Source organism: Modestobacter sp. VKM Ac-2983 (assembly GCF_026967885.1).
In the GTDB taxonomy this organism is placed as follows: domain Bacteria; phylum Actinomycetota; class Actinomycetes; order Mycobacteriales; family Geodermatophilaceae; genus Modestobacter.
Genome location: NZ_JAPVBK010000001.1, coordinates 790,262 through 813,926, shown reverse-complemented (window position 1 = coordinate 813,926; position 23,665 = coordinate 790,262). Strand labels below are relative to the sequence as shown.

Genomic DNA, 23,665 nt, shown 5'->3' with positions numbered 1-23,665 from the left:
TCCGACACCCGGATGACGTGGTCAGTCCCGGAGCGGGGCGATGCAGCAGCCATCACAGGGATGGACGCCGGAGACGCCGCCGACCGACTGGAGGAACACGACGTCGTCGGGGTCCGGGTGACCGACGCCGTGCGGGCAGGTGCGGCCGTAGCGCCCGCGCTCCGGGTCCCAGACCAGCGGCCATTCCCGCATGTGGTGACCGCTGGGCTCGGGGAACGGGAACTCCCGCCGCGGCGGAGAGGCACCGTCGTCCATGTCCGCCGCCCTCCCGACTGGTGCGCTCGCATCGGTGTCGGGTGAGGTCCGGGGTTGCATGCCGCCAGCCTCACCGGGCTCGTCGGCACGCCGCTGTGCTGCAGGTGTGCCCTGCCTGTGGGTGCCGAGCCAGTGCGGTCCGCCAGCCGGACGCTGTTCCGCCAGTGTCCCGGATCAGCTCGGCGGTGCGACCGTGGTGGGAGGCGGCGGCGCCGGCTCACCCGGCGGCGTCCCGGTGGGTGTCCCGGTGGGTGTCCCGGTGGGCGTCCCGGGAGGTGTGGCCTCCTGCACCTCGCTGACGACCTGACAGCCGGCGATGTCGACGGCCAGCCGTCCCTGCAGGGGCTGCAGCCGCCGGACCACCTCGTCCAGCCGGGCGGCGTTGAACTCGCTGACCGCCTCACCCAGGTCGTCGATGACGGCGACGACGTCCTGCGCCCCGTTGACCGCCCGCAGGCAGGCGGCGTTGACGACCACCTCGGCGGTCTCCCCCGTCGCCGGGGCCTCCGGCAGCGGGACGGCGTCGTCGGTCGTGGGTGCGTCCTGGGCGGCGACCGGGACCGGCGCCGACCCCTCGCTCAGCAGGCCGACGACGAGCCCCCCGAGGAAGAGCCCGACCACGAACGTGGCCGCGGCCAGCCACCAGCGCACCGCACTGCCGGCGCCCGTCCCGGAGGCCGGGGGCCTGCTTTCGGGATCGGCGTCAGGGTCGGTCTCGGGATCGGCCATGGTCGTCCTCTCACCGTCGAGCGCAGGCGCACAACCGCCGGTAGCCTACGGCTGCTCAGCTCAATCGGTAGGACCGCGAGGCTGGAGGCCCCGGTGCCAGCCACGGCCGCGACGCGTCGCCTCTCCGGGCTGACCCGTGCCGCCCGGTGGGCGACCCGACCGGCCCGGTACGCGACCCGACGGGCCGCCCGCGCCTACCGGGACGCCGTCGTCAAGGCCCGCTGGTTCGTGGTGGCAGGCTGGCTCCTGCTGACCGTGGTGGTGTCGTTGTTCCTCCCCACGGCCGGAGGGGGCGGCGGGGCCGACATCGGCAACCTGCTGCCCGAGGACAGCCCGGCCGCGGCCGTCCAGGACCGCTCCCTGGAGCTGTTCGACGTGCCGGTGCTCTCGCAGGTCTCCGTGGTGGTGCACGACCCCGACGGCCTCAGCGTCCTCACCCAGGCCGACGTGGCGCTCTGGGCAGCCACCCACACCCAGGCGTACCTGGACGGCACCGTGCCACCCGGGCGCGGGCAGATCGTCGCCGCCGTCCCGCTGCCCACGTCGACGCCGGAGACCGCGGTCACCTACCTGTACGTCTCCAACTACACGTCGCTGGAGCGGACCAGGGACCTCGCCCGCGAGTACGCCGCCCACTTCCACAACCAGAGCTCCGTGCAGACGTACGTCACCGGGGTGGTCCCGGCCCAGGTCGCGCAGGCCGACTACCTCGAAGCGCGGTTGCACCTGTTCGAGGTCGCGACCCTGGTGCTGATCGCCACCGTCGTCGGGCTCACCTTCCGCTCGGTCGTGGCGCCCTTCGTCGTGCTGCTGGCCGCCGGGCTGGGCTACCTGGTCGCGATCCGCAGCCTCGGGGTGCTCGCTGCCTCCCTCGGCTTCGCGCTCCCCGACCAGTTGCAGCCGCTGATCGCCGCGCTGCTGATCGGGGTGGTCACCGACTACTGCGTGCTGTTCTTCGCCGGCCTGCGACAGCAGCTGGACCGGGGGCTCCCGCGGCTGGAGGCGACCCGGCGGGCGGTGCGCACCAACGCGCCGATCATCGCCGTCGCCGGGATCACGGTCGCAGCCGGCACCGCGGCCCTGCTGGCCGCGGACTTCCAGCTGTTCCAGGCGTTCGGGCCGGCGCTGTCGCTGACCGTCGTCATCGGGGTGCTGGTGTCGCTGACCCTGGTGCCGGCGCTGATGGCGATCCTGGGCGAGCGGCTCTTCGGGCTGGGGACCCTGCACACCTCACGCCGCCCCCCGAGTCGCCGAGGGAACGGCTGGTTGCTCCGGATCGTCGTCGACCGGCGCGGCGCGGCGGTGGCGGCAGTGCTGGCCACCGGTGTGCTCGTCCTCGCCGCGGCGCCGCTGCTGCAGATGCGCCTGGACCTGTCCTTCACCTCAGGGCTGCCGGCCGACGACCCGGTGAGCCGGGGCGCGGCGGTGCTCGAGGACTCCGGGATCCGGGGCGTCATCGCCCCCACCGAGGTGATCATCGAGGGTGACGCGGTCATCGAGCAGCGGCCGGCGCTGGAACGGCTGCAGGCGGCCATCGAGGCCCAGCCGGGGGTGGCCGAGGTGCTCGGCCCGGCCCAGAACCCGCTGCCCGAGGGCTACGGCGTCGTCTTCTCCCCCGAGGGCGACGCCGCGCGTTTCGTGGTGATCCTGGACAGCGACCCGCTGGCCGCACCGGCGATCAGCGACCTGCGCCAGCTCAGCGACGAGCTGGACACCCTGGCCACGCAGGCCGGGCTGGAGGGCGCCGAGGTGGCGGTGACGGGGCAGACCGCGATCGCCGGTGAGCTCGCCGCGATCACCCGGGAGAACCTCCGGATCACACTGACCGCGGTGCTGCTGGTGGAGCTGCTGATCCTGATCGTCTACCTGCGCGCGCTCTGCGCCCCGCTCGTGCTGATGGCCTGCAGCGCGCTGGGCGTCGCGGCGGCGCTCGGGCTGAGCGTCCTGCTCTTCCAGGTGGTGCTCGGCGACCCCGGGCTGGCCTTCTACGTCCCGTTCGCGACCGCCGTGCTGCTGCTGGCGCTGGGGTCGGACTACAACGTGTTCGCCGTCGGCTCCATCTGGGAGGCGGCCGCACGACATCCGCTGAGCAAGGCGATCATGCTGGCGATGCCGAGCACCTCCCGGGCGATCAGCGCAGCCGGGCTCATCCTCGCCGCCACGTTCGGGATGGTGGCGATCATCCCGCTGCAGACGTTCCGACAGGTGGCGTTCACCATGGCCGCCGGTCTGCTCATCGACACGTTCCTGATCCGTCCGGTGCTCACCCCGGCCGTGCTCACCCTGCTGGGCCGGGCGGCCAGCTGGCCCAGCCGGCGGGTGCGCACCGAGTCGGTGCCGGTCGACGAGCTGCGCCGCACCGGCGTCGTGGGAGCCCGGAGCGGAGGCCCGGAGGTCCTGCAGGACGAGTCGCTGGAGGACGAGGTGCGGGAGGAGGCGGCGCGGGAGGACGCGACGCGCGAGGACGGGGCACGCGAGACCCAGTCGGCCGGGTCGGAGGTGGGCGGACGGTGACCGGTGGTGGCGAACCCGCCCACGACGGCTCGGTGGGCTCGGACGGCGGCGGGGCGACCGCCCACCAGGCCACCCGCCAGGCCGCCCGGCCACGACCTCGGCCGGCGCGGCGGACCGTGGCCCTGGGCGCGTCCGTGGTGCTGGGCACGCTGCTGTTGCTGTGGGGGTCCGACCGGCTGGCCCGGTGGGCGGCCGAGTCCCTGCTGGCGCGCGACATCCAGCAGGCGACCGGCGTCTCCGTGCGCCCGTCGGTGCAGGTCAACGGTGTCTTCTTCCTGCTCCAGGCGGTGCAGGGCCGCTACGACGACGTGGAGGTCGCCGTCCGCGAGGTGACGTCGGGGCCGATGTCGGTCGACCGGGCGGAGGCCCGGCTCAGCGGCGTGCACGTCTCCTTCCACGACCTCCTGGTCCAGGACCCGGCGGCGGTGTGGATCGAGCGGTCGGTCGGGGAGGCGTTCCTGGGCTACGACGACCTCAACCGCTACCTGGAGGTCACCGGGCGCCCGGTGACGATCGGCCCGGCGCCCGGGGAGGAGGTCCGGCTGACCGGGACGGTCGACCTCCTGGGCCAGTCCGTCTCGGCCTCCGCCCTGGCGCAGCTGTCCCCCGAGCTGGGTGCGCTGTCCGTCGCGCCCACCGCACTGGACACCGAGACCGACCTCGAGGAGGCCAGCCGGCTCCTGCTCGGCCAGCGCTTCTCGCTGCGGGTGCCGCTGGACCCGTTGCCCTTCGGCCAGGAGCTGACCGCGATCGAGGGCGCCGAGGAGGGGCTGGTGCTGCGGACCCGCGGCACGGACGTCGTCATCCGCCCCTGACGTGCGGCGCCGGTCAGTCCTGCTCCCCCGACCAGAGCACCCGCTGGGGGAACGGGATGGTCATGCCGGCCTGGTCCAGCGCGGACTTCACGGAGATGGCGACACCGCTGCGCACCCGCCAGCGGCTGGCGATGTCGGCGGGGTGCCACCAGCGCACCGCGAGGTTGATCGAGGAGTCGCCGAACTCCTCCACCCACACCTCTGGGGCAGGGGTGTCCGCGACGCCGTCCGCCGCCGCGCACGCCTGCAGCAGCACCTCCCGGGCCCTCTCCAGGTCGGTGTCGTAGGCCAGCCCGACCGTGAGCGTCGTCCGGCTGAGCGGAGTGCGGGTGTAGTTGATGATCGGGTTCTTCAGCACCTCGGCATTGGGCAGGTAGACGATCAGGCCGTCGTAGGTCTGCAGCACCGTCGTCCGGAGGTTGACGTCGGTGACGACGCCCTCGAAGTCGCCACTGGCGACCTGGTCGCCCAGCCGCAGGGGACGACGGATCTGCAGCATCACCCCGGCGATCAGGTTCTGCAGCATGTCCTGGGCCGCGAAGGCGATGGCGATGCCGCCCACGCCGAGCGCACCGAGCAGCGGGCCGATCTGCACACCGAGCAGGCCCAGTGCGTAGACGACACCGACGGCGACCGCCAGCAACCCGAGGAACCGGCCGGCGACGAGCCCGACGTGCCGGTTCGCGTCGCGGTCGAGGGCCCGGACCAGCAGCCGTCGCAGCAGCACCGCGAGCAGGATGGAGGCGAGGAAGACCGCCAGCGCCTGGACGACCTCGCTGACCGCGATGTCGTCCTCGACGACGACGTCGACGTCCTCGACCGCGGCCAGGACGTCGGTGAGATGCAGAGCGACCGGCATGCCGGGATGATGCTCCAGGAGGCCGGGGACCAGTCAGGCGCGCCGCCGGAGGCCCTCGGGCCGGACCGCAGGTGGCCGGCAGGTCACGCTGACGTGACACTTTCCCGACACCGGGCGCGGTGTGACGCAGATCACATTACGCTCCTGGTATGGCCACTACTCCGACACGCACCCGCCGCCTGGCGTCCGGCCTCGCCGCCGCCGGCCTGCTGCTCGTCCCACTCTCCGCGTGCTCCGACGAGCCCGTGGACGACGCCACGACTGCGCTGGACACCGCGATCGAGACCCCCGGTGAGGGGGAGACCAGCGAGCCGACGATGACGGACGACTCCGCCACCGAGACGGATGCCACCGAGACCGATGCGATGGCGACCGAGACCGACGGCGCCATGGCCATGGAGTCCGGAGTGGAGTGCTCCGGGAGCTCCTGCGTGGTCACGCTCTCCGGCGACGGGACCGAGGTGGAGGTCCTCGGCCAGACGGTCACCCTCGGGCAGGTGGAGAACGGTGAGGCCACCGTCGGCATCGCCGGCCAGGAGGTCTCCTGCAGCGAGGGCGAGACCGTGTCGGCCGGGCCGCTCAGCCTCGAGTGCACGACCGTCACGCCCGAGAACGTCGTGATGACCGCGACCCTGGGCTGATCGCGCCCGTCCCGCAGCGGCACCCCCGTCGGAGGCGTTCGGGGGCCGGCCTCAAGCCGGCCCCCGTCCGGCGCGGAGAGGTTCAGGCCACGGTGATGCCGGTCGGGTCGGCGAGCTCTGCGACCGACACGGCGATCCCCTCCCCGGCGAACAGCTCCAGCTCGGCGATCAGACCGGCCACGACGTGCAGGACGACGTGCACGTCCGGGTGCACTGGAGTGCTGCTCCAGGCGTCCACCTGGACGTGGTCGGACCGGTCGACCTCTGAGAGCTGGAGCATGCGAGCCTCCGCCACGGGCGGCCCTTCGCTGAGCAACCGGACCGACGAACACCCGCACCGGCAGCTCGCCGTGACGGCGGCAGTGTCCACCTGGCGCTGCAGCACCGGATCGCCGACGGCGCCGACCAGCCTGTCGAGCAGCCGGCGCTCCGCTGCCGACAGGTCGCGCGGACTCGGGAGCTCCTGCCACACCGGCTCGCCCACGTCCACCGGCACAGCATGGTGCGTAGAGGTCGGCCAGTCGACTGCTCTGGCGCCTCCCCGACCTGCGCGGTCGCGTGAGGTCAGACGTTGAAGCGGAACTCCACGACGTCGCCGTCGGCCATGACGTAGTCCTTGCCCTCGATCCGCACCCAGCCCTTGGACTTGGCCTCGGCCATCGAGCCGGCCTCCATCAGCTGGTCGAAACCGACGACCTCGGCCTTGATGAAGCCGCGCTGGAAGTCGGTGTGGATGACGCCGGCCGCCTCAGGGGCGGTGGCGCCGACCGGGATCGTCCAGGCCCGCGACTCCTTGGGCCCGGCGGTCAGGTAGGTCTGCAGGCCCAGCGTGCGGAACCCGACGGAGGCCAGCTGGTCCAGGCCGGGCTCGTCCTGGCCGATGGAGGCCAGCAGCTCGGCGGCCTCCTCGTCGGGCAGCTCGATCAGTTCGGACTCGGTCTGCGCGTCGAGGAAGATCGCCTCGGCCGGGGCGACCAGCGCCCGCAGCTCGTCGAGCACCTCGGTGTTCGCGAGTTCGTCGGCGTCGACGTTGAAGACGTAGAGGAACGGCTTGGTCGTCAGCAGGGTCAGCTCACGCAGCGGCTCCGGGTCGACACCGGCGGCGAACAGCGTCTTGCCGCTGTCGAGCACCTCCTGCGCGGCGACGGCGGCGTCGTGCAGGACCTTGCGGTCCTTGTCCTTGCGCGACTCCTTCTCCAGCCGCGGGACGGCCTTCTCCAACGTCTGCATGTCGGCGAGGATCAGCTCGGTGTTGATCGTCTCGATGTCGTCGGACGGGGAGACCTTGCCCTCGACGTGCACCACATCAGGGTCGGTGAACACCCGGATCACCTGGCAGATCGCGTCGCTCTCGCGGATGTTGGCCAGGAACTTGTTGCCCAGGCCCTGACCCTCACTGGCGCCGCGCACGATGCCGGCGATGTCCACGAAGGACACCGTGGCCGGGATGATCTTCTGCGAGCCGAAGACCTCGGCCAGCTTCGCCAGCCGCGGGTCGGGCACGCCCACCACGCCGACGTTCGGCTCGATCGTCGCGAACGGGTAGTTCGCGGCGAGCACGTCGTTCTTGGTCAGGGCGTTGAAGAGGGTCGACTTGCCGACGTTGGGCAGGCCGACGATCCCGATGGTGAGACTCACGGGAGACCAGCTTACGGGCCGTTGACGCACTCCCCCGGTGGGCGAGGATGGTCAGATGCCCGAACCCGTCGATCTCGCCGCCGTCCTCAGCACCGTCGACCAGCCGTGGTCGCCCCGCACCGTGGCCGTGTTGAACGACTACGACCTGCGCGTCGTGCACACCCGCGGCGAGTTCACCCGGCACAGCCATCCGGAGACCGACGAGGTGTTCCTCGTCCTCTCCGGCTCGCTCACGATCCGGCTGGACGACGGCGACGTCACCCTCGGCCCGGGGCAGCTGTACGTCGTCCCGAAGGGCACCCCGCACCAGCCGTACAGCCCGAACGGCGCCCAGGTGCTGCTCGTCGAGCCGAGCGCGACGGTCAACACCGGCGACACCCCCAGCGAGCTGACCGCCGAACGCAGAGTTGTCTGAGCGCAGGGTCGTCTGAGCACGCGCTACAGCGGTGGTCCGATGAGGATCTGGGTGTCGTCGGGGCGGTAGGTGCGCCATCGCCCACCCGGACCTCGCTCCACCCGGAAGCCGTGGTGGACCTTGGTGTGGTGCCGTTCGCACAACAACGCTGAGTTCTCGAGGTTGGTCTCGCCGCCGTGCAGCCAGTGGATGACGTGGTGCACGTCGCACCACCAACTCGGGGCGCCGCAGCCGGCGAACACGCAGGACTTGTCCCGCCGTTCCACCGCCTTGCGCAGACCCGGGGTGACCACCCGGTGATCCCGGCCCAGGTCCAGCGGAGCTCCATCGGGGCCCATCACGATCCGGGAGATGCTGCCGTCACACGCCAGGTAGCGGGCCCGCGCCGCGGAGATCGTGGCCCCGAAGCCCATCTTCCCCGCACCGGCACCGGTCGCAGGGTCGACCAGGTCATCGAGGTCGATGCCCACGACCACGTGCGGCTTCACCGTCCGCAGCACCGGCAGGTTCCCCGCCGCCAGCTGGTTGTCACACAGCTGCACGAAGGCATCGCCGTTCTGCTGCGCGCGGGTCCGCTCGTCACCCTTCGGCCGGTCGGCCTGCACGATGGACTCGATCGCCGCCTGCGCCTTCTCCCCACCGGCGGCATCCAGCTCGAAGTGGCCGGTGACGGTGCCATCGGCGTGCTTGACCATCGTCAACCGCCGGCCCTCGGTCGGATCTGGCTCCGGTCCGTCGGGGTCCAGGGCGGTCTTAAAGGCCTGCACCGCGGCGGCCAGCGACTCGTGCGGGGACTCCGTGGCCACCCGCGCCCACACCTGGTCGAAGGCACCCAGGTCGATGCCCTGCTCCTCGGCCTGCGCGACCTCGCGGGGGCCGATCTTCTCCGCCACCACGTTCACCTGCGCCGCGGTGACCCTGCCCTCGGCGAACCCGGCCGCCAAAGCCGGGAAGTGCTCCAGCGCCCGCCCCGACCGCACGACCCGGGACGCCTCCGTCTGCGACAGCCGCGCGTGCCCGATCAACCACGACCGCATCGACTTCAACCCGTCGTACTCCGCAGCCTGCGTGGTCTCCGCGTGCCGCACCGTGCGGGTCAACTCCGCCGATGCACGGTTGACCACCTGCACCAGCAACGCCGTCCGGTCCAGCACGGCGCCGTCCGTCAACCCATGCAGGTCCTCGGCCGCCAGGGCATCGAGAGCCGACTGGAACTCGCTCACAGACACCTCCCGACGCATTCGAACGTGTGTACGAATGATACCGCCGAGGACGCACCCTCACAACGCGAATCCCCAGCTCAGGCGCCTGTCCACAGATGTGCGCAGCCCCTTGACAGAGCGACCGGGAGCCTCGATCAGCCGGCCGAGCCGGGGCCCGCCAGCAGGCCGCGCTCGACCGCGACCAGGACCGCCCGGGTGCGGTCGTCGACCCCGAGCTTGGCGAACACCCGGAGCAGGTGCGTCTTCACCGTCGCCTCACCGATGAACAGCTCCCGTCCGATGTCGGCGTTGGTCAGCCCGCGCGCCACCCCGGACAGCACCTGCAGCTCCCGGGCCGTCGGCGTCTCGAACGCCGGCGCCCGCATCCGGGACACCAGCCGGGCCGCGACCGGTGGCGCCAGCACCGTCTCCCCGCGGGCCGCCGCCCGCACCGCGTCGGCCAGCTGCGGCAACGGCGTGTCCTTGAGCAGGTAGCCGGTCGCCCCGGCCTCGACCGCGCGCACGATGTCGGCGTCGGTGTCGTACGTGGTCAGCACCAGCACCCGCACGCCCGGGTGCGCGGCCGCGATCCGGCCCGTGGCCGTCACGCCGTCCATCCGTGGCATCCGCAGGTCCATCAGGACGACGTCCGGCTCGTGCTCGGCGACCGCCGCGAGCGCCGCCAGCCCGTCGCCGGCCTCGGCCACCACCTCCAGGTCCGGCTGGGCGGCCAGCCAGCCGACCAGCCCGCCACGGACGACGGGGTGGTCGTCCACCACCACGATGCGGGTCATCGCGCCGGCACCCGCACCGTCACCCGGGTGCCCGCACCCGGTGCCGAGACGACCTCGACCCCGCCGCCCACCTGCTCGGCCCGGTCCCGCAGCCCGGCCAGCCCCACCCCGGCCGCCGTCCCCGGCTCGAAGCCCACCCCGTCGTCCTCGACGTGCACCGACACCTGCGCCTCCTCCCCGGTCCCCACCCGGCTGACCCGCAGCACCACCGCACTCGCCGCGGCGTGCCGGCGCACGTTGGCCAGCGCCTCCTGGGCACCGCGCAGCAGCACGATCTCCTCCGCCCGGGTCAGGCCGGCGTCGTCGGCGAGCGCCGCGGTGTCCAGCCGCGTCGCCAGGCCGGTCTCCCGACCGAACCGCTGGGCGAGCCGCGCCAACGCCTCGACCAGCGTCGCCGAGTCCAGCGCCACCGGCGCGAAGGCGGCGACCATCGCCCGGGCCTCGGCCAGGTTCTCCCGGGCCACCTCCTCGATCAGGGCCACCCGCTCCCCCGCCGCGCCCGGGTCGCCGGGCAGCTGCCCGGCGGCGGTCTGGGCCAGGACGACGATGCTCGTGTAGCCCTGCGCCAGGGTGTCGTGCACCTCGCGGGCCCACCGCTCCCGCTCCGCGGCGACGCCCTGCTCGCGGTGCGCCGCGGCGAGCTCGGCGCGGGTCGCCTCCAGCTCCCGGATCAGCAGCGCCCGCTCGCGGCTCTGCTCCAGCACCCGGGTGATCCACAGGCCCATCGCCACGCTGAAGGCCGCCCCGACCAGGGTCTGTCCCGGCCCGGACATCGGCTCGGTGCCCTCCGACCAGTGCACCAGCGGGCCCAGGGTGGCCGCGACCGTCAGTGCGCCGGTCCAGCACAGCCCCGCGATGGCGGACTCCGCCAGGAACCAGACCTGCGGGAACGCCAGGAACATCAGGAAGAGCAGCTCGGGGAACTCCCAGGCCAGCACCCCGACCACCCCGACGAGCACCGTCAGGTAGGCGGTGGCCCGGCGCTGGTCGCGGCTGGTGACGGCGGGCGCGCCGAGCGTCGCGTAGGCCACCAGCAGCACGCCGAGGGCGCTGAGCAGCACCGCCCGGGAGCCGACGTCGCTCAGCAGCGTGTTCAGGACCGCCAGCGTGAGGAACAGCCCGAAGGCGACGTGCAGCACCAGCACGGTGACCCGCCACCCCCGCTCGGACAGCGGCGGTCCGCCGTCGTCCCCACCGGGCGTGGGGACGACGGCGGACCGGATCCGGGAACCGACGGTCACCCGTCGGCCCGGCGCCAGCGGAACGTGCGCACGCACACCATGACGCCGATGATCACCCATGCCACCAGCACCAGGGCAGTCCTGCCGTGCTCCCACCCGCCGGCGACCTCGAACGCGGCCGCCTGCTCGGGCAGGAACGCCGAGCGCATCCCCTGGGTCAGCCACTTCAGCGGGAACACCGCGGCGACCTGCTGCATCCAGCCGGGGAGCTCGGGAAAGGCGAAGAAGACCCCGGAGAAGAACTGCAGCACGATCGCGAACGCCGAGATCGAGGTGGTCAGCGAGCTGGCGCTGCCCGGCAGCGCCGAGACCGCGATGCCGAGCACCGTGCCGGCGAGGGCCCCCAGGGCGGCGACCCAGCCGAACGTCAGCCAGTGCCCCAGGTCCACCGGCAACGGCACGTCGTAGCCATAGCGGGCCACCGGGAGCAGCAACGCCAGCTGCGCCGCCGTCGTCACCAGCACCTGCCCGGCCTTGCCGGCGAAGTACGCCGCGGGCGGGGTGCCCAGCAGCTGCAGCCGCTCCAGCTGGCCTGCCTCGCGTTCGGCGGCGATCGCCGTCCCGACCGCCTGGAAGCTGGTCAGCATGATCCCGGTGGCCGCGATCCCGGCCAGGAAGTACTGCGGGAACGGCACTCCGCCGGGCAGCACGTCACCGCCGAGCACCGAGCCGAAGACGACCATCATCACGACCGGGTAGGCGAAGGAGAACACCACCTGCTGGCGTTCCCGGGCGAACAGCCGCAGCTCCACGCCGACCCGGGCCAGCGCGATGCGGGCGGTCGAGGGCGGGGCCGGGCGGGTGGTGGTCAGGGCGGTCATCGGGGCTCTCCTCCGGCTGTGGCGACGAGGGCGAGGTAGACGTCCTCCAGGTCGGGGCGGGTGACGGTCAGGCCGGGGACCTCGCCGTGCGGGTTCGCGGCGAGCAGGTCGCGCAGGACGGCGGCGGGGGTCTCGGTGGGCACCGCGCGCCAGCCGCCGTCCTCACGCCAGCGCACCGTGGCCTGCCGGCGCAGCGGCACACCGAGCTCGGCCGGCGGGGCGACCTCCACCAGCCGGCCGCCGGCGATGACGCCGACCCGGTCGGCCAGCTCGGCGGCCTCGTCCAGGTAGTGGGTGGTCAGCAGCACCGTCGTCCCGCCGGACCGCAGGTCGCGGACGAGCTGCCAGAACTGCCGCCGGGCCACCGGGTCCATCCCGGTGGTCGGCTCGTCGAGGAAGACCAGCTCCGGCCGGCCCTGCACCCCGAGGGCGACGGCGAGCCGGCGTCGCTGGCCGCCGGAGAGGCGAGCCACCCGGGTGTCGGCCTTCTCCGCCAGGCCGACCGCCGCGAGCAGCTCGTCGGTGGGCCGCGGCGTGGACGTGTAGTGCGCGAAGTGGTCGAGGGTCTCCCGCACGCTGAGCGCCTGGCCGGCGCCCTCGCCCTGGCTGACCACCCCGATCCGGGCCCGCCAGGAGCGGCCGGCGGTGGCCGGGTCCTCCCCCAGCACCTCGACGTCACCGGCGTCGCGACGCCGGACCCCCTCGAGCACTTCGATCGTCGTGGTCTTGCCCGCGCCGTTGGGCCCGAGCAGCGCGAAGCACTCGCCGCGGTGGACCTCCAGGTCCAGCCCGTCGAGGACGGCCTTCCCGCCATAGCTCTTCCGCAGCCCGCGGACCACGATGGCGGCGGTGTCCCCGCCGGTCGTGGTCGGCAGGGGTGCTGCCTCCGTCGTCGTCATGACCCGAGCCTGTCGCCGCGCCCGGCCCGCCGGGACCACCGGAGCGTGGGTCGCCCGTCCACCGATCGGTGGACGGCGGGGCCGTCACCGCCGTGTCCGAAAGCCGCCAGTCGACCCCGCCGGACGGTGCCATGCTCGTGCCATGACCGAGGTGCTGGAACGCGGACGGCTCGACGTGGAGCACTGCTACCGCGCCGTCACCAGCCGCGACCCGCGCTTCGACGGGTGGTTCGTCACCGCGGTGCACACCACCGGCATCTACTGCCGCCCGTCCTGCCCGGCGCGCACGCCCCTGGAGCGCAACGTCTCCTTCCACACCACTGCCGCCTCGGCCCAGGCGGCCGGCTTCCGCGCCTGCCGCCGCTGCCGCCCGGACGCCGTCCCCGGGTCGCCGGAGTGGGACGTGCGCGCCGACGTCGTCGCCCGGGCGATGCGGCTGATCGCCGACGGCGAGGTCGAGCGCGGCGGCGTCGGCGGGCTGGCCGCGCGGCTGGGCTACTCCGAGCGCCAGCTGCACCGGCTGCTCACCACCGAGCTCGGCGTCGGCCCGCTGGCGCTGGCCCGCGCGCAGCGCGCGCAGACCGCGCGGCTGCTGATCGAGACCACGCTGCTGCCGATGGCCGACGTCGCGTTCGCGGCCGGCTTCGCCAGCATCCGGCAGTTCAACGACACGGTGCGGTCGGTGTTCGGGACGACCCCCTCCGCCCTCCGCCCGGCCACCCCGCGCAGCGACGGCGGTGCCCCCGGCTGGCTGACCCTGCGGCTGGCCGCCCGCGCGCCGTTCGCCGCCGACGAGGTGCTGCTCTTCCTCGGCGCGCACGCCACCCCGGGGCTGGAGGAGTGGGACGGGACGACGTTCTCCCGGGTCCTCGACCTCCCACACGGCCCGGCCGTCGTCCGGCTCTCCCCGGCCCCCGACGGCGGCCCGGCGGTGCTCGCCCGGCTGCGGCTGACCGAGCTGCGAGACCTCGGCGTGGCCGTCTCCCGGTGCCGGCGGCTGCTGGACCTGGACGCCGACCCGGCCGCCGTGGACGCGGTGCTCGGCGCCGACCCGGCGCTCGCTCCGCTGGTGGCCGGCGCCCCCGGACGGCGGGTGCCGGCCGCCCCCGACGCGGAGGAGCTGGCGGTGCGCGCGGTGCTCGGCCAGCAGGTGTCGGTGGCCGGCGCCCGGACGCTCACCGCCCGAGTGGTCACCGCGGCGGGCCGGCCGCTGGCCGAGCCGGTCGGCACCCTCACCCACGCCTTCCCGCGCGCCGACGCCCTCGTCGACGCCGACATCTCGGCGGTGGGGCTGACCGGCGCCCGCCGGCGCACCGTGCACACCCTGGCCGCAGCGCTGGCCGAGGGCAGCGTCCCCCTCGACCCCGGCGCCGACCGCGACGAGGCCCGCGGTCGGCTGCTGGCCCTGCCCGGCATCGGCCCGTGGACCGCGGCGCTCGTCGGGCTGCGCGGGCTGGCCGACCCCGACGTGTGGCTGCCCGGCGACCTGGCGCTGCGGCGCAGCCTGGCCGCCCTGGACAGCTCCGACGCCGACGCCGCGGCCCGCTGGCGGCCGTGGCGCTCCTACGCCGTCATGCACCTGTGGGCGCTGGCCGTCCCCTCCCTGTTCACCCGCGGCACCACTCCCGATCGGAGCCCGTCATGACCACCGCAGCTGCCCGCTACGCGACCACGGCCACCCCGCCCGGCCCGTTCACCGTGCTGGTCACCACCGGCCAGGACGGCGCGGACGTCGTGCTCGCCAGCGGCTGGACCGACGACGTCGGCGAGCTGCTGCCGGTCGTGCACCGCGCGCTGCGGCCGACCTGGGTGGAGCGGGCCGACGCACTGCCGGTGCTCGACGTCGTCGCCGCCTTCACCGCCGGCGACGTGACCGCGATCGACGCGGTGCCGGTGCGCCAGCGCTCCGGACCGTTCCTCACCGACGCCTGGGAGGTGCTGCGCACCGTGCCCGCGGGTCAGCCGGACACCTATGCCTCCTTCGCCGAGCGCTGCGGCCGCCCGTCGGCGGTCCGGGCGGCGGCGGGGGCCTGCGCGCGCAACGCCGCCGCGCTGTTCGTCCCCTGCCACCGGGTGCTGTCCACCGGCGGCGGCCTGGGCGGCTTCCGCTGGGGCACGCCGGTGAAGCGCTGGCTGCTGGACCACGAGGCCGAACACGCCCCGGTCCCCGCCGAGGCATAGGAAGCTCTTCACCCGGTTCTGAGCCACAGACCAGGTGAAGAGCTTCCTATGCCTGACACCTGGGGCGCCTCACCGGAACTGTCGCACCCGTCCGGCAACCTGGCCGGCATGGACGCCGCCTCCCTGCTCGTCGGGCTCCTCATCGGTGCGCTCCTGGCCGCCGCCGTCACCCTCGGGCTGGTGGCCGTCCGCGGGCGGGCCGGTGCCGCGCCGGAGGCCCTCGAGCCGGTGCACGAGTCGCTGGACCACCTGCACCGGCTGCTGGCCGGCATCGAGCGCGACCGGGCCACCGCCCACGGTGAGCTGCGGGAACAGGTGGGCACCATCGGCCAGACCTCGGCCCTGCTCCGCCAGGAGACCGCCGCCCTGGTCACCGCGCTGCGCACCCCGCACGTGCGCGGCCGGTGGGGCGAGCTGCAGCTGCGCCGGGTCGTGGAGGTGGCCGGCCTGCTGGAGCACTGCGACTTCGTCGAGCAGCCCTCCGGCACCACCGACCAGGGCACGGGCGTGCGCCCCGACCTGGTCGTCACCCTGGCCGACGGACGGCAGGTGGTCGTCGACGCGAAGGTGCCGTTCACCGGGTACATCGAGGCGGTCCAGGCCACCGACCCGGCGGTGCGCGCCCAGCGGGTCGCCGACCACGCCCGGCAGCTCCGGGCCCACGTCGACGTCCTCGCCGCGCGCCGTTACCCGAGTGCGTTCGGCACCGCGGCGCCCTTCACCGTGCTCTTCGTCCCCGCCGACGGCTTCCTCACCACGGCCCTGGAGGCGGAGCCGGCACTGTTGGAGCACGGCTTCGGCCGCGACGTCATCATCGCCACCCCGAGCACGCTGCTGGCCCTGCTCCGCACGGTCGCCTACTCCTGGCGGCAGGAGCGGCTGGCCCACGACGCCGCGGCCGTGCTCGAGGCCGGGCGCACGGTGCACGCCCGGTTGAGCACCCTGTCCGGGCACCTGACCCGCCTCGGCTCGGCTCTGGGCTCGGCGCTGACCCGGTACAACGAGACGGTCGGGTCCTACGAGCGCTCGGTGCTGGTGGCCACCCGCCGGTTCGACGACCTCGGCGTCGCCGCGGCGCCGGTACCGACGCCGGCACCGGTCGAGGGCACGGTGCGCGCCCTGCGGCCGCCGACGCAGGAGCTGCCCGAGATCGGCGAACGCGATGGCACCACGGGCTGATGCGACCGCTCCTCGCCGGACCCGGACCGCGGTCGGTCAGGTGGTCGCGCCCGCAGTGGTCGACCCACTCGAGCGGGAATCCGCTGCGGGCGGCGTGCCGTTCCGGGCCAGCCGCCCCTCGACCGTCCGGATGGCGGCCAGCTCGAGTTCGGCGGAGACGGCGAAGGCCAGGAAGATCGCCGCGGAGGTCAGCTGCGCCCAGAAGAGCAGGGCGATGACACCGGTCAGCGGCCCGTAGGCCGAGCCCAGCTCGCCGATCAGGTCGAGCGCACCCGCCAGCAGCAGGGTGAACCCGGTCCAGAGCACCAGGGCGAGGACGCTGCCCAGCACCAGCATCGACCAGCCGGGCTGCCGGCGATGCGGGGCCCGGCGCAGCATCAGGGTGATCGCGGCGAGCAGGAGCCCGACGGCGATCGGGCCGACCACCAGCACGACGCCCTCCTCCTCGACGCCGTACACGTCGTCCATCGCCTCGGCCGCGGCGACGAGCGTGGTCACCAGCAGCGAACCCACCAGCAGGGGCACCCCGGCCAGGCCGGCCAGCAGCAGCGCTCGGCGGTACTTCGCGACGGTGGGCCGGTCCCGCTGGATGCCGTAGATCCGGTTGGCCCCGCGCTCCAGCTGGCCCATCGCGGTGGCCATCGCGAACGTCGCGGCGGCCAGCCCCAGCACCGTGGCGAGCAGGATCCCGTCCGGCTCGCCGCTCCACGGCGACAGCACCCGCCGGACCATCGCGTCGGAGGAGCTGGGCGAGAGCTGCAGGACCGTCCGGTCGACCAGCAACCGCACGGACGGCGTCTCGAGCAGGTTGCTCAACCCGATCGCGGCGATCAGCAGCGGCACCGCGGCCAGCGACAACTGCAGCCCCAGCGCCCGGGCGTGGGAGAAGCCGTCGCCGTAGCGGAAGCGGGACCACGAGGTGCGCCACAGCTCGGTCACCCGGCAGCTGCGCAGGACCGCCCATGCGTCGCGGGCGGTCAGCCGCTCGTCGTCCCGCGCGGCGACCTCGGGGACCTCGCTCACCGAGCTCATGCGGGCCGGTCCTCCTGGAGGGATCCTGGCGGACGCGGTGCCCGCACGACCTGCCATTGTCCCGCACGGTGGGCCGCCCGTGTCCGGTGCCCGGCTCGTGTTGCCCGGGCAGCCACCGCCGGCCACCCGCCGGCCGGTGCGACAGCCAGGAGGTGACCACCGAGACGCGTGGGGTGACTGGGGTGCCCGTGCCCAGAATGCGCCACCCCGGCGGTGCGACACCGGCGAGTTCTGGCCCGCCACTCCCGGCCGGGTCCGGCGTTCACTCAGGTCGGGCCGATACCGTGGCCCGACCGGTGGGGTGGCCTGGGCCCTCCATCGCCGACGAGGAGGTGCACCATCGCTCCGGTCACTGTCGATGCCCGAGTTCGAGACAGGCGGGAGGACGCCGTGCGTGCAGAACGCAGCGACGCCGGCCGGGCCGCAGGACGCGGCTACCCGTCGCCACGGGCCGCCGGGGGTGCCGTCCCCGGCCGTCCCCCCGAGCGTGCCCCCCGCCCGCCCGAGCGTCGGGCGGCCGACCCCCGTGGCGCCGGCCGCCCGCCGGCCGATGCGCCCGGCGACGGGCGTCGGCGCGGGTCCTCCGCCAGCGGCGCGCGTGCCGCGAGCACCGGGATCCGGGGAGCTCTCGCGATCGCCGGCGTCTTCCTGGTCACCCTGGTCGCCGCAGCGGCGGACTCCTACATCGGTCTCGGCCTCGGCACGATCACCCTGGTGGCGCTCACCGTCGGGACCATCGGCGCCGCCCTGGTCACCCGGCGAGGCGACCTGCTGAGCGTCCTGGTCGCCCCGCCCCTGGTCTTCGTCGCGGTGGCCCTGCTGAACATCGGCCTGGCACCGTCGGCCAGCCTGAACCTCCCCACGCTGGCGACGCTGCTCGTGCGCGGCTTCCCGGCGATGGGCCTGGCCACCGGCGCCGCGCTGGTGATCACCCTGGGCCGGCTGGCCGCCCGCCGCTGACCGACCTCGGACGCAGGACGGGCCGGCACCCCCGCGGGGATGCCGGCCCGTCCTGCGTCCCGGCCGCTCTCGCCGCGCGGGAGCCGCTACTCGGCCTCGACCGCCAGCGCCTCGCGGCGCGGCTTCAGCTCGTGCGGCAGCGCGAACACCAACCGCTCCTCCGCGGCCTTGACCGTCTCGACGTCGGCGTACCCGCGGGTCGCCAGCCAGTCGAGCACCTCGCTGACCAGGATCTCCGGCACCGAGGCGCCGCTGGTCACCCCGACCGTGCCGACGCCGGACAGCCAGGACTCGTCGATCTCGGAGGCGAAGTCGACCAGGTGCGAGTCGCGGGCACCGGCCTCCAGGGCCACCTCGACCAGCCGCACCGAGTTCGAGGAGTTGGTGGATCCGACGACCAGCACCAGGTCGCACTCGGCGGCCATCTGCTTGACGGCCTGCTGCCGGTTCTGCGTGGCGTAGCAGATGTCGTCGCTCGGCGGGCTCTGCAGACCGGGGAACCGGGTCTTCAGCGAGTCGACCGTGGCCAGCGTCTCGTCGACCGAGAGCGTGGTCTGGGAGAGCCAGACGACCTTCTCCGGGTCGCGCACCTGGACGTTGGCGATGTCCTCGGCGCCGTCGACGAGCTGGGTGTTCGACGGGGCCTCGCCCATCGTGCCCTCGACCTCTTCGTGCCCGCGGTGACCGATCAGCAGGATGTCGTAGTCGTCCTTGGCGAAGCGCTTGGCCTCCATGTGCACCTTGCTCACCAGCGGGCACGTGGCGTCGATGGTCCGCAGCGACCGCTCCTGCGCCTCTGCCTTCACCGCCGGGGAGACCCCGTGGGCACTGAAGACGACGACCGCGCCCTCGGGAACCTCGTCGGTCTCCTCCACGAACACCGCGCCCCGGCGCTCCAGGGTCGCCACGACGTGCTTGTTGTGGACGATCTGCTTCCGGACGTAGACGGGGGCGCCGTGGATCTCCAGCGCCCGTTCGACGGCGATGACCGCCCGGTCCACGCCGGCGCAGTACCCCCGGGGATCGGCCAGCAGGACGCGTCCACGAGGTTCAGCCATGACCCCATGGTAGGTGGGTCCGCCGCGCCGGACCGGCCCCCGCAGGCCGGAACGGGTGGCGCTGGACACGCCGGGACGGCGGGCGGTCCGCCCGGACGGGGGACGGCGCGCGGGGTCGGGCTGCCGGTGATCGCCACGTGCGGCACCCTGTGCCCCATGGCTCGAGAGATCCCCGAGGTGGTCCGCGCGGCAGCCGGACTGGCCGCCACCGTGCTCGATGAGGCACGCAAGCTCCCCACGACGTTGCCGGGGCTCCCGGTCCGGCTGATCGGTCAGGCCCTGCAGACCTCGCTGCACCTGCAGCAGCAGTACTCCGGGCTCGTGGCCCGCGGCGACGAGGTGCTCACCAGCCTGCGCGGCGACGCCGAGCCGGGGATGGCGACCTTCGACGACGACGTGGACGAGGCCCCGACGCCACCCCCGGCCCGGCCGACCTCGGCCGGGCGCAGCTCGGCCTTCGACCGGGTCGTCGACCTCGACGACGACCTCGGTGACGAGCCACCGGCCGAGGAGCTCGCCGACACGCTGGCCGACGACCTCGCCGCCGCCGACCTGCCGGTGGCCGACCCCGACGACCTCTCCGAGGAGGTGGCGGCGGTGCTGGCGGCCAGTTCCGACGACACCGTCGCCGACCTGACCCCGGCCGAGGTCGCTGCGCTGCCCGACGACCCGGCCGCCGACGCGGTGACCGCGGTCGTCGACGAGCTGGCCGCCGAGGTCGCCGACGAGGTCGCGGCGGAGGTGCCCGACGCCGTCCCGGACGAGGTGCTCGAGGACCTCACCGCCGACACCGTCTCCGACGTCGTCGAGGAGGAGACCGAGATCGGGGAGGCGGTCGCCGACGAGCTCGTCGCCGAGCCCGCGGTGCCCGGCACCCCGCCCGCGGAGGTCCTCGCCGGCGGCGTGTCGACGCTGGAGGACGTCGCTCCGGAACAGGTGCCCGGGCAGACCCAGATCGTCGACGACGCGGTGCCCGACGTCCCCGCGCTCGACGACGCGGCCGACGAGCTGGTCGACCTCGGCGGCCCGGAGGCCGCGGAGAGCGTGACTCCCGGCAGCGATGTCACCGACAGCGCCGCCAGCGACCCGCTGATCCCCTCGGACGGGACCGAGCCGGCCGGCGACGGGGCGCCGGTCAGCCCGGTCGAGGGCTACGACTCCTTCAGCATCCCGGCGTTGCGCGGGCACCTGCGGGCCTACCCGACCGAGACCGTGGCCGACCTGCTGGACTACGAGCGGGCCACCCGCGCCCGGGCGCCCTACGTGACCCTGCTGCAGAACCGGCTGGAGAAGCTCAGCGCCGACCGCGGCTGAGCCGGTGACCAGGACGACGCAGGCAGGCGAGCAGGAGACGGTGGACGACCAGGGCACGGCAGGACCGGCGGCACCGGCACGGCACCGCGGACGCCGCTGGCTCCTGCTGCTGCTCGCCCTGGTGACCGTGCTCGCCGTCGGCGGTGCGGTCTGGCTGCAGGGCGACGGGGACGAGGGAGTCCCGATCGCCGAGGGCGGCCCCGCCACGATCGCCCCCACCACGGCCACCGCGACGCCTCCGACGCCGCTGCCCCCGTCACCCGAGCCCACGACCCCGCCGGCCTTCGACCGCACCCAGCTGTCGATCACCGACCCGGCCAGCAGCTGGGTGGTCGTCAACAAGGCCCGCCCGCTCAGCCCGATCGACTGGGCCCCGGCCGACCTGGTCCCGATCGGGAACGGGTACCAGCTGCGGGCGGAGGCGGCGCAGGCGATGGACGCGATGATCAGCGCCGCCGCGGCCCAGGGACTCGACCTGGGGGTGCAGAGCGCCTACCGGCCGTACGAGTACCAGGTGGGGCTCTTCAGCGCCCAGGTCAGCCGGTTCGGCGAGGAGCGGGCCGAGGTGCAGGTGGCCCGGCCCGGGTACAGCGAGCACCAGACCGGGCTGGCGGCCGACGTCGGCGGGGGCGGCTGCGACATCGAGAGCTGCTTCGCCACCACGGCCGAGGGCCAGTGGGTGGCCGCCCACGCCGCCGAGTTCGGCTGGCTCGTGCGGTACCCCGAGGGCAGGCAGGACGTGACCGGGTTCAAGTACGAGCCCTGGCACGTCCGGTACGTCGGCGTCCCGCTGGCCACCGAGATGCAGCGCACCGGGGTGCCGACCATGGAGGAGTTCTTCGGCCTCCCCGCTGCCCCGGGCTACCCCGGCTGAGCCGGTCCCCGCCGGAGGCCCGCCCCGGGCTCACGAGGTCCGGGGAGGAGGGGGTCCGCCGTCTGGCAGGCTCGGGCGGGTGACCAGTCCGTCGTCCCCCGAGTCGCCCTGGCCGGTGCGCACCGTGGCCCGGAAGGTGGCCGAGTGGATCGGCCGGCTGGGCGAGGTGTGGGTCGAGGGCCAGGTGGCCCAGCTGTCCCGGCGCGGCAACGCCGCCACGGTCTTCCTCACCCTCCGCGACCCGGCCGCGGACCTCTCGGTTCCGGTCACCTGCCACCGGGACGTCGCCGACCGGCCGGGCCTGGAGCTCACCGAGGGCTCCCGGGTGATCGTCCGCGCCCGCCCCGACTACTACGTCGCCCGCGGGTCCTTCTCGCTGCGTGCCACCGAGATCCGGGCAGTGGGCCTGGGTGAGCTGCTGGCCCGGATCGAGCGGATCCGCCGGCTGCTGGCCGCCGAGGGCCTGTTCGACGTCGTCCGCAAGCGCCCGCTGCCCTTCGCCCCCGCCGTCGTCGGCGTCATCACCGGGCGGGACAGCGCCGCCGAGCGCGACGTGCTGGTGACCGCCCGGAGGCGCTGGCCCGCGGTGCGCTTCGCGATGCACAACTGCGCCGTGCAAGGCCCGACGGCGGCCGAGTCGGTGATCGCCGGGCTGCAGCGGCTGGACGCCGACCCGACGGTGGAGGTGATCGTCATCGCCCGCGGCGGCGGGTCGGTCGAGGACCTGCTGCCCTTCTCCGACGAGGGCCTGGTCCGGGCGATCGCCGCCAGCCGCACCCCCGTCGTCACGGCGGTCGGGCACGAGACCGACACCACGCTGGTCGACCACGTGGCCGACGTCCGGGCAGCCACCCCCACCGACGCCGCCCACCGGGTCGTCCCGGAGATCGGTGAGCAGACGCGGCTGGTCGAGGGGCTGCGCGCTCGCGCCCGGCACCTGCTGGGCAGCAGGCTGGAACAGCAGGAACGCTGGCTGGAGTCGGTGCGCAGCCGTCCCGTGCTCGCCGACCCGCAGCGGCTGCTGGCCGGCCGCGCCGACGACGTCACCGCGCTGCGCGCCCGGGCCACCCGCACGCTGAGCCACCGGGTGGAGGGCGCCGAGCGCGACCTCGTCCACGCCCGTGCCCGGGTCGCGGCGCTCTCCCCGGCGGCGACGCTGGAGCGCGGCTACGCGTTGGTCCAGCGGGCCGACGGCGAGCTGGTCCGCGACCCGGCCGGGGTGGCCGACGGCGAGCGGCTGCAGGTCCGGGTGGCCGGTGGCCGGCTCCCGGTGCGGGTCGACCGCACGCCCGCCGGGGAGGATGGGCAACCGTGACCGAACAGCCCGAGCAGGCCGTCGAGCCGACCCAGACCTACGAGCAGGCCCGCGAGGAGCTCGCCGACGTGGTGCGCCGCCTCGAATCCGGCGGCCTCACCCTCGAGGAGTCGCTGGCGCTCTGGGAGCGCGGCGAGCAGCTGGCCGAGCTGTGCCAGCACTGGCTCGACCGGGCCCGGGAACGACTGGCCGCAGCGGCTCCCCCCGGGCAGGACGACTAGGGGGCGTAGGGCTCCAGCGAGCCGGCCAGCGTGGTCAGCTCCTCCTCCGTCGCCGAACCGGTGACCACCAGGGTGGCGCCGTCGGCGACCCGGGTCAGCGCCGTCTCCCCGCGCTGCGTCTCCAGCCGGTCCCAGGTCTCCCCGTCGACCTGCTCGGTGCCGTCGGCAGCCGCCCCGCCGAGGACGTCGGCGACCGCGGGGGCGCCCGGGTCGTCGCTGATCACGTAGCCGGCGTACTCCTCGCCGGGGGTGAACCAGCCGATCTTCAGGGTGACCGGGTCGCCGGCCTGCACCGACCCGGCGTCGGTCCGCACGCTCGTCGACCGCCACCCCTCGGGCAGGTCGGTCGGCACCAGCAGCTCGTAGCCGGCCAGTGCGGCGACCGCCCGCTGCGCGCTGGTCGGGTCGACGTCGCGGACCGGGTCCTCGGGGTTCTGCCGCAGGGCGGTGACGCCCACGATCACCAGGCAGACGACCAGCAGGGGCAGCAACGACCGGATCATGTTGGCCGGGGTGAAGCGCAGCATCCGGTCGCTGGCCGGGGAGGCAGCGGGGGCGCCGGCGTCGGGAGAGGCGCCGGTCGCGGCGTCGGTCACGGTGGCGGAGGGCTGGGCGGGCCGGGGCTGCTCGCCGTCCTGGCCGGTGTCGGGCATGCCCCTAGGATCGCAGGACCGCTCCACCACCCCGTCGAGCAGCGCCGCTCGGCGG

Annotated in this window: 25 protein-coding genes; 12 read left to right on the top strand and 13 right to left on the bottom strand. The window is 74.4% G+C overall.

Annotation, left to right across the window (positions count from 1 at the left end; genetic code table 11):
* Positions 1–21 precede the first annotated feature (21 nt).
* Both O2W18_RS03805 and O2W18_RS03800 read right to left on the bottom strand, forming a co-directional pair.
* Entirely contained in the window at positions 22–255 is a 234-nt protein-coding gene (locus O2W18_RS03805) for a hypothetical protein (protein WP_269186234.1), read from the bottom strand.
* 174 nt (positions 256–429) lie between these two features.
* Positions 430–984, bottom strand: coding sequence for a hypothetical protein (locus O2W18_RS03800; protein WP_269186233.1), 555 nt, complete (start codon positions 982–984; stop codon positions 430–432).
* Positions 985–1,077: 93 nt separating this feature from the next.
* On the opposite strand from O2W18_RS03800, the gene O2W18_RS03795 reads away from it, so the two are divergent.
* Positions 1,078–3,498 (top strand): MMPL family transporter, encoded by a 2,421-nt coding sequence (locus O2W18_RS03795; protein WP_269186232.1) that lies wholly within the window; start codon positions 1,078–1,080, stop codon positions 3,496–3,498.
* A complete protein-coding gene (locus tag O2W18_RS03790) occupies positions 3,495–4,313 on the top strand; it encodes an LmeA family phospholipid-binding protein (protein WP_269186231.1) in 819 nt (272 codons plus the stop codon). The genes O2W18_RS03795 and O2W18_RS03790 overlap by 4 nt, the downstream gene beginning before the upstream one ends.
* A gap of 13 nt (positions 4,314–4,326) precedes the next feature.
* Here the strand turns inward: O2W18_RS03790 and O2W18_RS03785 are convergent, their stop codons facing one another.
* On the bottom strand, positions 4,327–5,172 hold the full coding sequence (locus O2W18_RS03785; protein WP_269186230.1) for a mechanosensitive ion channel family protein: 846 nt from the start codon (positions 5,170–5,172) through the stop codon (positions 4,327–4,329).
* A gap of 149 nt (positions 5,173–5,321) precedes the next feature.
* Between O2W18_RS03785 and O2W18_RS03780 the strand changes: the two genes are divergently transcribed.
* Complete coding sequence (locus O2W18_RS03780) at positions 5,322–5,813, top strand: hypothetical protein (RefSeq protein WP_269186229.1); 492 nt, start codon at positions 5,322–5,324, stop codon at positions 5,811–5,813.
* Between the two features lie 82 nt (positions 5,814–5,895).
* Here the strand turns inward: O2W18_RS03780 and O2W18_RS03775 are convergent, their stop codons facing one another.
* Together O2W18_RS03775 and ychF are read right to left on the bottom strand one after the other, a co-directional pair.
* Positions 5,896–6,093, bottom strand: a complete 198-nt coding sequence (locus O2W18_RS03775) for a hypothetical protein (protein ID WP_269186228.1) — start codon at positions 6,091–6,093, stop codon at positions 5,896–5,898.
* A gap of 284 nt (positions 6,094–6,377) precedes the next feature.
* Positions 6,378–7,451, bottom strand: a complete 1,074-nt coding sequence (gene ychF / locus O2W18_RS03770) for a redox-regulated ATPase YchF (RefSeq protein ID WP_269186227.1) — start codon at positions 7,449–7,451, stop codon at positions 6,378–6,380.
* A 55-nt stretch (positions 7,452–7,506) separates the two neighbouring features.
* Between ychF and O2W18_RS03765 the strand changes: the two genes are divergently transcribed.
* Positions 7,507–7,866 carry a cupin domain-containing protein gene (locus tag O2W18_RS03765; protein WP_269186226.1) on the top strand — a complete coding sequence of 120 codons (360 nt, stop codon included), beginning with the start codon at positions 7,507–7,509 and terminating at the stop codon, positions 7,864–7,866.
* 23 nt (positions 7,867–7,889) lie between these two features.
* Here the strand turns inward: O2W18_RS03765 and O2W18_RS03760 are convergent, their stop codons facing one another.
* The 5 genes from O2W18_RS03760 to O2W18_RS03740 form a co-directional block, all read right to left on the bottom strand.
* Entirely contained in the window at positions 7,890–9,089 is a 1,200-nt protein-coding gene (locus tag O2W18_RS03760; protein ID WP_269186225.1) for an HNH endonuclease signature motif containing protein, read from the bottom strand.
* 134 nt (positions 9,090–9,223) lie between these two features.
* Positions 9,224–9,862, bottom strand: coding sequence for a response regulator (locus tag O2W18_RS03755; protein WP_269186224.1), 639 nt, complete (start codon positions 9,860–9,862; stop codon positions 9,224–9,226).
* A complete protein-coding gene (locus tag O2W18_RS03750; protein WP_269186223.1) occupies positions 9,859–11,103 on the bottom strand; it encodes a sensor histidine kinase in 1,245 nt (414 codons plus the stop codon). Before O2W18_RS03750 ends, O2W18_RS03755 begins: the two co-directional genes overlap by 4 nt.
* The gene (locus O2W18_RS03745; protein ID WP_269186222.1) at positions 11,100–11,924 is read right to left on the bottom strand and encodes an ABC transporter permease; all 825 of its coding nucleotides are present in this window, start codon (positions 11,922–11,924) and stop codon (positions 11,100–11,102) included. The genes O2W18_RS03750 and O2W18_RS03745 overlap by 4 nt, the downstream gene beginning before the upstream one ends.
* Positions 11,921–12,823, bottom strand: a complete 903-nt coding sequence (locus O2W18_RS03740; RefSeq protein ID WP_269186221.1) for an ABC transporter ATP-binding protein — start codon at positions 12,821–12,823, stop codon at positions 11,921–11,923. The genes O2W18_RS03745 and O2W18_RS03740 overlap by 4 nt, the downstream gene beginning before the upstream one ends.
* A gap of 142 nt (positions 12,824–12,965) precedes the next feature.
* On the opposite strand from O2W18_RS03740, the gene O2W18_RS03735 reads away from it, so the two are divergent.
* Genes O2W18_RS03735 through O2W18_RS03725 form a run of 3 tightly spaced genes read left to right on the top strand, consistent with a single transcriptional unit; the run spans position 12,966 to position 16,183 of the window.
* Entirely contained in the window at positions 12,966–14,468 is a 1,503-nt protein-coding gene (locus O2W18_RS03735) for an AlkA N-terminal domain-containing protein (protein WP_269186220.1), read from the top strand.
* Positions 14,465–15,004 (top strand): methylated-DNA--[protein]-cysteine S-methyltransferase, encoded by a 540-nt coding sequence (locus O2W18_RS03730; protein ID WP_269186219.1) that lies wholly within the window; start codon positions 14,465–14,467, stop codon positions 15,002–15,004. The genes O2W18_RS03735 and O2W18_RS03730 overlap by 4 nt, the downstream gene beginning before the upstream one ends.
* 48 nt (positions 15,005–15,052) lie before the next feature.
* A complete protein-coding gene (locus O2W18_RS03725; protein WP_269186218.1) occupies positions 15,053–16,183 on the top strand; it encodes a DNA recombination protein RmuC in 1,131 nt (376 codons plus the stop codon).
* A gap of 36 nt (positions 16,184–16,219) precedes the next feature.
* On the opposite strand, the gene O2W18_RS03720 is transcribed toward O2W18_RS03725, so the two are convergent.
* The gene (locus O2W18_RS03720) at positions 16,220–17,215 is read right to left on the bottom strand and encodes a YihY/virulence factor BrkB family protein (RefSeq protein WP_269186217.1); all 996 of its coding nucleotides are present in this window, start codon (positions 17,213–17,215) and stop codon (positions 16,220–16,222) included.
* A 390-nt stretch (positions 17,216–17,605) separates the two neighbouring features.
* Here O2W18_RS03720 and O2W18_RS03715 point away from each other — a divergent pair, with 390 nt between their 5' ends.
* Complete coding sequence (locus O2W18_RS03715) at positions 17,606–18,175, top strand: DUF6542 domain-containing protein (RefSeq protein ID WP_269186216.1); 570 nt, start codon at positions 17,606–17,608, stop codon at positions 18,173–18,175.
* A gap of 86 nt (positions 18,176–18,261) precedes the next feature.
* Here O2W18_RS03715 and O2W18_RS03710 read toward each other — a convergent pair whose 3' ends face one another.
* On the bottom strand, positions 18,262–19,233 hold the full coding sequence (locus tag O2W18_RS03710) for a 4-hydroxy-3-methylbut-2-enyl diphosphate reductase (RefSeq protein WP_269181996.1): 972 nt from the start codon (positions 19,231–19,233) through the stop codon (positions 18,262–18,264).
* 156 nt (positions 19,234–19,389) lie between these two features.
* Here O2W18_RS03710 and O2W18_RS03705 point away from each other — a divergent pair, with 156 nt between their 5' ends.
* The 4 genes from O2W18_RS03705 (at position 19,390) to O2W18_RS03690 (ending at position 22,957) form a co-directional block, all read left to right on the top strand.
* Positions 19,390–20,547: a hypothetical protein gene (locus O2W18_RS03705; RefSeq protein WP_269186215.1), complete on the top strand. Its 1,158-nt coding sequence runs from the start codon at positions 19,390–19,392 to the stop codon at positions 20,545–20,547.
* 4 nt (positions 20,548–20,551) lie between these two features.
* Positions 20,552–21,421, top strand: coding sequence for a M15 family metallopeptidase (locus O2W18_RS03700; protein ID WP_269186214.1), 870 nt, complete (start codon positions 20,552–20,554; stop codon positions 21,419–21,421).
* Positions 21,422–21,500: 79 nt separating this feature from the next.
* On the top strand, positions 21,501–22,736 hold the full coding sequence (gene xseA / locus O2W18_RS03695; RefSeq protein ID WP_269186213.1) for an exodeoxyribonuclease VII large subunit: 1,236 nt from the start codon (positions 21,501–21,503) through the stop codon (positions 22,734–22,736).
* Entirely contained in the window at positions 22,733–22,957 is a 225-nt protein-coding gene (locus tag O2W18_RS03690; protein ID WP_269186212.1) for an exodeoxyribonuclease VII small subunit, read from the top strand. The genes xseA and O2W18_RS03690 overlap by 4 nt, the downstream gene beginning before the upstream one ends.
* Here the strand turns inward: O2W18_RS03690 and O2W18_RS03685 are convergent.
* Entirely contained in the window at positions 22,954–23,610 is a 657-nt protein-coding gene (locus O2W18_RS03685) for a DUF4245 domain-containing protein (RefSeq protein WP_269186211.1), read from the bottom strand. The genes O2W18_RS03690 and O2W18_RS03685 overlap by 4 nt on opposite strands.
* Positions 23,611–23,665 lie beyond the last annotated feature (55 nt).

Bases quoted from the DNA above. Each gene is read 5' to 3' on its own strand.
- O2W18_RS03730 (WP_269186219.1), top strand. From the start codon at position 14,465: ATGACCACCGCAGCTGCCCGCTACGCGACCACGGCCACCCCGCCCGGC.
- O2W18_RS03720 (WP_269186217.1), bottom strand. From the start codon at position 17,215: ATGAGCTCGGTGAGCGAGGTCCCCGAGGTCGCCGCGCGGGACGACGAG.
- O2W18_RS03755 (WP_269186224.1), bottom strand. From the start codon at position 9,862: ATGACCCGCATCGTGGTGGTGGACGACCACCCCGTCGTCCGTGGCGGG.
- O2W18_RS03745 (WP_269186222.1), bottom strand. From the start codon at position 11,924: ATGACCGCCCTGACCACCACCCGCCCGGCCCCGCCCTCGACCGCCCGC.
- O2W18_RS03725 (WP_269186218.1), top strand. From the start codon at position 15,053: ATGCCTGACACCTGGGGCGCCTCACCGGAACTGTCGCACCCGTCCGGC.
- O2W18_RS03780 (WP_269186229.1), top strand. From the start codon at position 5,322: ATGGCCACTACTCCGACACGCACCCGCCGCCTGGCGTCCGGCCTCGCC.
- O2W18_RS03735 (WP_269186220.1), top strand. From the start codon at position 12,966: ATGACCGAGGTGCTGGAACGCGGACGGCTCGACGTGGAGCACTGCTAC.
- O2W18_RS03685 (WP_269186211.1), bottom strand. From the start codon at position 23,610: ATGCCCGACACCGGCCAGGACGGCGAGCAGCCCCGGCCCGCCCAGCCC.
- O2W18_RS03765 (WP_269186226.1), top strand. From the start codon at position 7,507: ATGCCCGAACCCGTCGATCTCGCCGCCGTCCTCAGCACCGTCGACCAG.
- O2W18_RS03705 (WP_269186215.1), top strand. From the start codon at position 19,390: ATGGCTCGAGAGATCCCCGAGGTGGTCCGCGCGGCAGCCGGACTGGCC.
- O2W18_RS03710 (WP_269181996.1), bottom strand. From the start codon at position 19,233: ATGGCTGAACCTCGTGGACGCGTCCTGCTGGCCGATCCCCGGGGGTAC.
- O2W18_RS03785 (WP_269186230.1), bottom strand. From the start codon at position 5,172: ATGCCGGTCGCTCTGCATCTCACCGACGTCCTGGCCGCGGTCGAGGAC.
- O2W18_RS03800 (WP_269186233.1), bottom strand. From the start codon at position 984: ATGGCCGATCCCGAGACCGACCCTGACGCCGATCCCGAAAGCAGGCCC.
- O2W18_RS03775 (WP_269186228.1), bottom strand. From the start codon at position 6,093: ATGCTCCAGCTCTCAGAGGTCGACCGGTCCGACCACGTCCAGGTGGAC.
- O2W18_RS03740 (WP_269186221.1), bottom strand. From the start codon at position 12,823: ATGACGACGACGGAGGCAGCACCCCTGCCGACCACGACCGGCGGGGAC.
- O2W18_RS03805 (WP_269186234.1), bottom strand. From the start codon at position 255: ATGGACGACGGTGCCTCTCCGCCGCGGCGGGAGTTCCCGTTCCCCGAG.